Source organism: Sphaerobacter sp. (assembly GCF_019683595.1).
GTDB lineage: Bacteria > Chloroflexota > Chloroflexia > Thermomicrobiales > Thermomicrobiaceae > Sphaerobacter.
This window is the reverse complement of the sequence record NZ_JADGHZ010000158.1, coordinates 1-7,775: the sequence shown is the minus strand read 5'-3', so window position 1 is coordinate 7,775 and position 7,775 is coordinate 1. Positions and strand designations below refer to the sequence as shown.

Here is a 7,775-nt window from a genome sequence, read left to right as displayed (position 1 = left end):
CGATGAACTGCTAGATCTTGAGGAGCAGTTCATCCTTCCCAGCCAACAAGTCAACCGTATCAAAGTAACCGCGCTGCAACTCGGCAGCGAGCGGTTCGTCCGTTTGCGAGTCGTTTCGTGAGGAGGAGTGCAGTATCCATGGCTGGGGATTTTCGATCGACTCCGCTCGCCTATTGGCTGCGTCGTCCGGTCAACCGGCGCGCGCTGCTCCGGGGGTCGCTGACCCTGGCAGGCGGAGCGGCGATGGCGAGCTTCCTCGCCGCCTGCGGCGGTGAGTCGTCCTCAGGGGGCGACACCGGGTCCGGAGGTGGGAACACGAGCGGCGGTGGCGCCACGCCGGCCGCCAGCCCGACCGCCGGCCAGTTCCGGCCCGTCCAGACCCAGGTGACGGCCGAGGGCAAGTTCGGCGGCCTGTTGCGTGTCGCCATCGTGGGCGAGCCGCCGGCGTTCGACCCGACCTTCACCACGGCGACGGTCACCCAGAACTGCGCCTGGCACGTCTTCGAGACCCTCTGGACGCCTGACGCAAACTTCTCCCCCAAGGAGATGCTGCTCGACAGCTATGAGGTCCAGGACGACGGCAAGGTCTTCATCCTCAAGCTGCGGGACGGCGTCCTGTTCCACAACGGCAAGAAGATGGGCGCCGACGACGTCATCGCCTCGCTGGAGCGCTACAGCGTGCTCTCCGGTCGCGGCAAAACGCTGTTCGAGCGGGTTGAGGGCCTTGACAAGGTCGACGATCTGACCGTTCGTCTCGCCTTCAAGGAGCCGACCGGTATCGCGCCGGTCTTCCTGTCGGAGACCGATGCCATCATCATCCCCAAGGAGATCGCCGACGCCTCCCACGACGGCGAGATGGGCGAGTTCATCGGTACCGGCCCGTACATGCTCAAGGAGCGGCTGCCGGACCGCTACATCAGCCTCGTACGCTTCGAGGACTACCAGCCGCTGGAGGGCGGCCCCGACGGCTACGGCGGCACCAAGATCGCCTACTTCGACGAGATCCGCTTCATCCCGGTGCCCGAGGTCGCGGTGCGCGGCGACGGCCTCATCACCGACGAGTTCGACTTCGCCGACACGCTGAGCACCGACAACTTCGACTCGCTCAGCGCCGAGCCCGACCTGACGACGCAGGTCGTGCTGCCCTACTACTTCTACGGGGCCCACTTCAACAAGTCCGAAGAGAGCATAATGAGCAACCGCGACCTGCGCATGGCGCTGCTGACCGCCTGCGATCTGGACGCGGCTGCTGCCGCGGGCTTCGGCCGGCCGGAGTTCTACCGCCTGGGTCCCGAGATGGCTGCGCCGGAGACGGCCTGGTACACCGACGCCGGGAAGGAGTTCTACAACCTCAAGGATCCCGACAAGGCTCGGGAGATGCTCCAGGCCGCGGGCTATGACGGCACGCCGATCCGCTGGATCGCCACCAAGGAGTACGCCTACAACTACAACATGGCCGTCGTGCTCAAGGAGCAGATGGAGAAGGCCGGCGCCGTCATCGACCTCCAGGTGATGGACTGGGCCACGCTGGTGGCGACCCGCAGCCAGCGGGATGCCTGGGACATCTTCATCACCGGGCACGAGAGCTACTCGCACCCGGTCCTGCAGCCGTTCCTGAGCGAGTCCTGGCCCGGCTTCTGGTCCAGCCCGAAAAAGGATGAGCTGGTCAACAAGATCATCGCGGAGCCCGACCCCGACAAGCAGATGGAGTACATCGAACAGCTCCAGTACCACTGGTGGGAGGAAGCCGCGTACATCAAGGTCTGCGAGGGGGCGACCCTGCGGGCCTACCGGAACCGGGTGAAGGGCTACGTCAACCCGGCCGACTGGTTCTTCTGGAACGTCTGGTTCGAGGAGTAGGGGAGGCCGAGGCCGATGACCGCCTACATCGTCCGGCGACTGCTGCTCATGATCCCGGTGCTGCTGCTCGTCGCCGTCACCATCTTCTTCCTCTTGCACATGTCGCCGGGCGATCCGGTCGCCGTGCTCCTCGGGCCGGATGCCACGACCGAACAGGTCGAGCAGGTACGGGAGGCGCTGGGGCTGAACGAACCGCTTCCGCTCCAGCTCCTCCACTGGTTCCAGGGACTGCTCCACGGCGACCTGGGCACGAGCATCTTCCTGAACAAGCCCGTCACCGAGGCGATCCTGGAGCGAGCCGAGCCGACCATCCTGCTCACCATCGGGGCTTCCCTGGTGGCGATCCTGATCGGCGTCCCGCTCGGCGTCCTCTCGGCGGTCCGGCGCGGGTCGCTGCTCGACACCGGGTCGATGCTCGTGGCGATGCTCGGCATCTCGATGCCGACCTTCTGGATCGGCCTGAACCTGATCCTGATCTTCGCCGTGACGCTGCGCTGGCTCCCAGCACAGGGGTACCAGTCGATCAGCGAGGCGGGCGTCGCCACACTCAAGTACCTCCTGCTCCCCTCGATCACCCTTGGCGCGGCCCAGGCCGCGCTGCTGGCCCGCATGACCCGCTCGATGATGCTGGAAGTCCTGAGCGAGGACTACATCCGCACCGCGCGGGCAAAGGGGGTCTTGGAACGCCGCGTCGTCTTTCGCCACGCGCTCCATAACGCGTTCATCCCCCTCGTCACGGTCATCGGGCTGACGTTCGCCGTGCTCATGGGGGGCGCGGTGATCACCGAGCAGGTGTTCAACATCCCAGGTGTCGGGCGGCTCCTCGTCCAGGCCGTGCTACGCCGGGACTTCCCGCTCGTCCAGGGGATCGTGCTGACCATCGCGTTCCTGTACGTCGTGATCAACTTGCTGGTGGATGTGCTGTACGTCTTCCTCGACCCGCGCATCCGCTACAGCTAGGCGGGCGGGCGCTCTGAGGACCCGCCAACGCACCGCAAAGGGCTCATGCGCATGGTGGTTGGACAAACACAGGCACTGACTCGCGCCGGTAAGCGCCCGGAACGGAGCTTCTTTCAGCGGGCCCGCTACCTGGCCGCCCGTCACACCAGCGGCGTGATCGGAGCGGTGGGGCTGCTCATCATCGTCCTCGTCGCCCTGTTGGCCGGCGTCCTGGCCACACACAGCCCGACGGAGACCGACGCCGTCAATCGCCTGCTCGGCGTCGGCGCCAAGGGGCACCTCTTCGGCACCGACAACCTGGGGCGGGATGTCTTCAGCCGCACCGTCTACGGTACCCGCGTCTCGCTCATCGTCGGCGTGGGTGTCAGCGTGGTGGCGGTCGTGGTCGGCGTGGCGTTCGGGCTGCTCGCCGGGTACTACCGCCGTGTCGACAGCGCGCTCATGCGCCTGATGGACGCGCTGATGGCCTTCCCCGGGATCGTGCTGGCCATCGGCATCATGGCGATGCTCGGTCAGAGCATGCTGAACGTGATCATCGCGCTCGGTGTCGTCTACATGCCGCGCGTCGCCCGCCTGGTCCGGAGCGTCGTGCTTGGCCTGCGGGAACGCCAGTTCGTGGAAGCGGCGCAGGCCACGGGTCTGGCCGACATCCACATCCTGCTCCGCCACATCCTGCCCAACATCTGGTCCCCGGTGATCGTCCAGGCGACCTTCATCTTCGCCGAGGGCGTGCTCGGCGAGGCCGGACTGAGCTTCCTGGGGATCGGTCCGCCGCCGACGATCCCGAGCTGGGGCAACATGCTGGGCGAGGCGCGCCAGTTCATCCGGGAGGCGCCGCTCCTGATGGTCTTCCCCGGGGCCGCACTGACGCTCATGGTCCTGAGCCTGAACCTGGTCGGTGACGGCATCCGCGACCTCCTCGACCCGCGCCTGCGCCGCCGCCAGTGATGGCCCGGCACGCCAGGGTTGGGAGAGACGCTGGAGCACAACCACACAGATCATTCGCTTTCCGCCGCCCGCCGTTCTTCGGTGGGCGGCTCCGCTTAGAATGATCCCGTGATCAAGTGAATCGGTTGAGGACCGGCTCGCCGTCGCGTTGATGACGGGTCACCTTGGGCGGTGGCGACCGACCCCGGCTCACACCAAGAGCGGGTGCCCGCGGCGAAACGCGACGGGCACCCGCTCTTAGGAGACGGCGTGACGGGGGCCTAGCCCACGTTACCGGTTGGAAGCGCCTGCGTGGGCGTGGTCTGGCGCAAGCGGAGCGCCCCGAGGGCGACGTTGGCCTTGATGGTCAGGACCGGCTTGCCCCCTGCCACCGCCGCGGCGGTCCAGAAGGCCCCTTCCCGCTTGGTGAACCCGTCGCCTACGTCGATCGTCCCGAGCATCGTCTCGGCTTCCACCTTCGCCGCCGTACTGCTGGGGATCGCGATGGTCACGGTGGAGACACCCGTCGACAGCTTCACCTCCGCCGGGCGGATTAGGTTCCCGCCGAAGTCGAAGGTGTAGGCGGAGGCCCCGCCGTCGACCTCCATCTCGCGGAAGTTGGCGTTCGCCAGGTTCCGCAGCTCCAGGCCGAACGCCCCGCCGTCGATGTCCAGCTCGTCCATCACGACCGGGTTCGGCGCCGAGAAGTCGATCTCGTACTTGCCGGCCCCCTGGCGCACCTCGAGGTCCGTCAGCGGCAGCCCGCCCAGGTCGAGCGTGCTCTCGCTGGCTCCCCCCTCCAACACCAACCGGTAGGGCCGCGCCGTCCCCAGCGTGAGCTCCAGTGTCGGCACACCGCCGAAGACGCCCGTCCAGCTTGTGATGTTCAACCCCTGGGTGATCTCCAGGGTGCGGCCGTCCTCCACTACCCGGCAGGGGAGCGTGCCGGTCGGGTCGTGATAGGTGCCGGTCACCCAGCGATCGCCCCCACCGGGCCGCACCCGCAGGCGGCAGCCGCCGACCCGGATGCGCAGCAGCAGCGTCTCCCCCTCTGGAAAGCCAACGTCGATCGTCTGATGGATCGAATCGCTCACGCGGCAACCCCTTTCACCGTGGCGTGCGGCCAGGCATCGGCCGGCCCGGCGCTCAACCGAATACGCCCTTGACCATCAGCGCCAGGCCGAGGATCAACAGCGGCACGCCGACGATCGCTCCAATCCCGGTCAGTGTCAGCAGCGTACCGACCACCAGGAAGACGAAGCCGATCACGACGGCGAGCAGTCGCCCGACCGCCTCGACAATCAGGCGCGTCAGACGCCAGATCAACATGAGGGGAAACGTCAGGATGCGCGCCACCGTGTTCCTCCCTGCCCTTGTCGGCCCGCCGCCAACCGGCGGAGCGACTGCCGCAATTCCACGGCCGTCACCGGCGTGCCGGCCCGGGACGCGCCGTGCAAGAGGTCCTACCGAGAGGTCACGGCGGACTTGACGTGCTTGATGCGCTCGAGGTCCTCTTCGAGAACGGCTTCCAGCTCGCTGAGCAGGCGGAGCGCGTACCCGTCCACCTCGCCCATCGAGCGCTTGGCATTGTCCTTGGCCTGGCGCAGGATCTCTTCGGCACGCGCCTTGGCCTCGTTGATGAGCCCCTGCTCGGCCATCAGGTATTCGGCCCGCTCCTTGGCGACGGCCAGGATCTTGTCCGCCTCCGCCTGGGCATCGGTGATAATCTTCTGCCGCTCCTGCACCACCCGGCGCGCCAGCTTGATCTCTTGCGGCAGCGCCAGGCGCAATTGATCGATGATGGCGAGGGCGTCTTCCTCCTCGATCATCACCCGGCTGCTCAGCGGCACCCGCATTCCGTTGCTGATCAGATCCTCCAGGCGGTCGAGCAGCATGAGGATGTCAACCGGTTGACTGGGCTGTCCGTGTCCCCCACGACCGTCTTGCACCGCGACGCTTCCATCTCTAGTCGCTATTCACGCACGACCGCACCGAACTTCCGTGCCAGCGCCTCGGCTACGTGGTCGGGGACCAGCCCCTGGACGTTCCCACCCAGCGAGGCGACCTGCTTGATCAGACTCGAGCTCACGAACGAGTGCTGCGAACTGGTCATCAAGCAAACGACATCCACGTCCGGCGCCATGTGCCGGTTCATATGTGCCAACTTGAATTCATACTCGAAGTCGGAAACAGCTCGCAGGCCGCGAACTATAACTTGTGCACCTACGGATCGCGCATAGTCTACGGTCAGTCCGCGATATGTGTCAACACGCAAATTTGGTGCCAACCCCGCGAGCGCCTGCTCCGCCATCGCGCGCCGCTCCTCCACCGAGAAGAGGGCCCGCTTGTCATGCAGCTCGTCGCCCTCGTAGATCGCGACGATCAACTTGTCGAACAGCCGCGCGGCGCGGCACGCGACGTCGATGTGCCCGTTGGTGATCGGGTCGAAGGATCCCGGGTAGAGCGCGATATGCGTCACCTCATCCCCCCGTCGCTTCGCCGTCTGCCGCTCCCGGCGGCGCGACAACCTCGTAGATCGAAAAACAGCTATCGCCGTGGCAGCGCCGCCGGATCTGCCGCAGCGGGCCGATCTCCTCCGGCAACTCTAGCCGCGGCCAGTGGCCGAGTGCCAGCACGGTCCCCTCAGTCACCGCACCCGACTCCGCCACCCGTTGCATCGTCTCGAGAATGTGCGGGTCGGCGTACGGCGGGTCCATCACCACCAGATCGTACGGCTCCAGGGGCCGAGACAGGAAGGACTGCACGGTCGTCTGATGCACCGCGGCGCGATCGGTGAAACGGGTGCTCGCCAGGTTATCACGGATGACGGCGCACGCCGCCGGGTTCTGCTCGACGAAGTCGCACCACTCTGCGCCGCGCGACAGCGCCTCGATGCCGATCCCGCCACTGCCGGCGTACAGATCGAGCACCCGTCGCGGCCGCACCCCCAGCGTCTGCAGCACCATGAAGAGCGCCTCGCGCACGCGCTGCGACATCGGCCGGGTCCGGCGAGTGCGCGGCACCTTGAGCTGGTGCCCCTTCATCGTGCCGGCGATCACCCGCATCGCACCCCTCCCGGCCGTGGCCCGTGCCCGGCTACGCGCCGGCCCGCGACGTCGCGGGCACCGGCACCGGGCTGGCCGGATAGGACCCGAAGACCTTCAACTCGGCGACGACCTCCGCCATCCGCTCCAGTGCCGCGCGGATCGGCGGATCCTCGCGGTGCCCTTCAACGTCCACCAGGAAATAGTAGTCGCCCAGCTTCGACTTCTTCGGCCGGCTCTCGACCTTGGTCATCTGGATCTGCGCGGCCGCCAGGACGCCCAGCACCTCGTAGAGCGCCCCCGGCACATTGGCCTTCACGCTAAAGCAGATCGAGGTCTTGTCCTGACCGGTGGGCGGCGCGTCGGCCTCCGCCAGCACGACGAAGCGCGTGACGTTGTTGTCGAAGTCCTGAATATCGGCCGCGAGGATTTCAGCTCCGTACAGCTCGGCCGCCCGCCGGGTGCCAATCGCCACCTGCGACCGGACGCCCGCCTCCATCACCCCCGCGACGGCCGCCGCCGTGCTCAGCGCCGCCACCTGCCCGGCGCCCGGCAGCGCGCGCTCCAGAAACCGCCGGCACTGCCCGAGCGCCTGCGGATGCGACGTCACCGTGCGCACCTCAGCGAGCGTCGTGCCCGGCACCCCGACCAAGAAGTGCCGAACCGGCAGCACCAATTCGCCGCAGATCTTCAGGTCCGTCTCATGGATCAGCAGGTCGACCGTGCCGCTGACCGAGCCCTCCAGCGAGTTCTCGATCGGGAGCATCGCTTGCTCGGCCAGCCCCACCTCGACCGCCTGCACCAGCGCCGGGAACGAGGAAAAGGGGACGACCTCCGCCCCGCGCGGCGTAGCCCAGGCCAGCGCCGCCTCCTCGCTGAAGGTTCCCTCCGGCCCGAGGTACGCGATGCGCATACCGATTCCCTTCGCCAAACTCCCCGTCGCCCGCCAGAGTATAGGCGCCCCTCCACAACCCGGTCAACGCG

At 67.2% G+C, this 7,775-nt stretch carries 9 protein-coding genes; 3 read left to right on the top strand and 6 right to left on the bottom strand.

Translation table 11 applies throughout. The features are described from left to right. Positions 1-138 precede the first annotated feature (138 nt). From IRZ30_RS13785 to IRZ30_RS13775, 3 genes are read left to right on the top strand one after another with little or no spacing between them, the layout of a single operon-like run. Positions 139-1,860 (top strand): ABC transporter substrate-binding protein, encoded by a 1,722-nt coding sequence (locus IRZ30_RS13785; protein ID WP_294086016.1) that lies wholly within the window; start codon positions 139-141, stop codon positions 1,858-1,860. 15 nt (positions 1,861-1,875) lie between these two features. Beyond that, complete coding sequence (locus IRZ30_RS13780; protein ID WP_294086015.1) at positions 1,876-2,820, top strand: ABC transporter permease; 945 nt, start codon at positions 1,876-1,878, stop codon at positions 2,818-2,820. A 51-nt stretch (positions 2,821-2,871) separates the two neighbouring features. After that, the gene (locus tag IRZ30_RS13775; RefSeq protein ID WP_294086013.1) at positions 2,872-3,768 is read left to right on the top strand and encodes an ABC transporter permease; all 897 of its coding nucleotides are present in this window, start codon (positions 2,872-2,874) and stop codon (positions 3,766-3,768) included. Positions 3,769-4,028: 260 nt separating this feature from the next. On the opposite strand, the gene IRZ30_RS13770 is transcribed toward IRZ30_RS13775, so the two are convergent. From IRZ30_RS13770 to pheA, 6 genes are all read right to left on the bottom strand, one after another. Further along, a complete protein-coding gene (locus IRZ30_RS13770) occupies positions 4,029-4,841 on the bottom strand; it encodes a hypothetical protein (protein WP_294086012.1) in 813 nt (270 codons plus the stop codon). 52 nt (positions 4,842-4,893) lie between these two features. Beyond that, entirely contained in the window at positions 4,894-5,103 is a 210-nt protein-coding gene (locus IRZ30_RS13765) for a hypothetical protein (RefSeq protein WP_294086010.1), read from the bottom strand. Between the two features lie 107 nt (positions 5,104-5,210). Further along, on the bottom strand, positions 5,211-5,696 hold the full coding sequence (locus IRZ30_RS13760; RefSeq protein ID WP_294086008.1) for an ATPase: 486 nt from the start codon (positions 5,694-5,696) through the stop codon (positions 5,211-5,213). A 23-nt stretch (positions 5,697-5,719) separates the two neighbouring features. After that, complete coding sequence (gene coaD, locus IRZ30_RS13755; protein WP_294086007.1) at positions 5,720-6,226, bottom strand: pantetheine-phosphate adenylyltransferase; 507 nt, start codon at positions 6,224-6,226, stop codon at positions 5,720-5,722. A 1-nt stretch (position 6,227) separates the two neighbouring features. Then, on the bottom strand, positions 6,228-6,812 hold the full coding sequence (gene rsmD / locus IRZ30_RS13750) for a 16S rRNA (guanine(966)-N(2))-methyltransferase RsmD (RefSeq protein WP_294086006.1): 585 nt from the start codon (positions 6,810-6,812) through the stop codon (positions 6,228-6,230). 31 nt (positions 6,813-6,843) lie between these two features. Then, complete coding sequence (gene pheA, locus IRZ30_RS13745) at positions 6,844-7,704, bottom strand: prephenate dehydratase (protein WP_294086005.1); 861 nt, start codon at positions 7,702-7,704, stop codon at positions 6,844-6,846. Between the last annotated feature and the right edge of the window lie 71 nt (positions 7,705-7,775).

What these genes read in the sequence shown, in the direction of transcription:
- IRZ30_RS13785 (WP_294086016.1), top strand. Translation starts at nt 139, where the DNA reads ATGGCTGGGGATTTTCGATCGACTCCGCTCGCCTATTGGCTGCGTCGT.
- IRZ30_RS13780 (WP_294086015.1), top strand. Translation starts at nt 1,876, where the DNA reads ATGACCGCCTACATCGTCCGGCGACTGCTGCTCATGATCCCGGTGCTG.
- IRZ30_RS13775 (WP_294086013.1), top strand. Translation starts at nt 2,872, where the DNA reads ATGGTGGTTGGACAAACACAGGCACTGACTCGCGCCGGTAAGCGCCCG.
- rsmD (WP_294086006.1), bottom strand. Translation starts at nt 6,812, where the DNA reads ATGCGGGTGATCGCCGGCACGATGAAGGGGCACCAGCTCAAGGTGCCG.
- pheA (WP_294086005.1), bottom strand. Translation starts at nt 7,704, where the DNA reads ATGCGCATCGCGTACCTCGGGCCGGAGGGAACCTTCAGCGAGGAGGCG.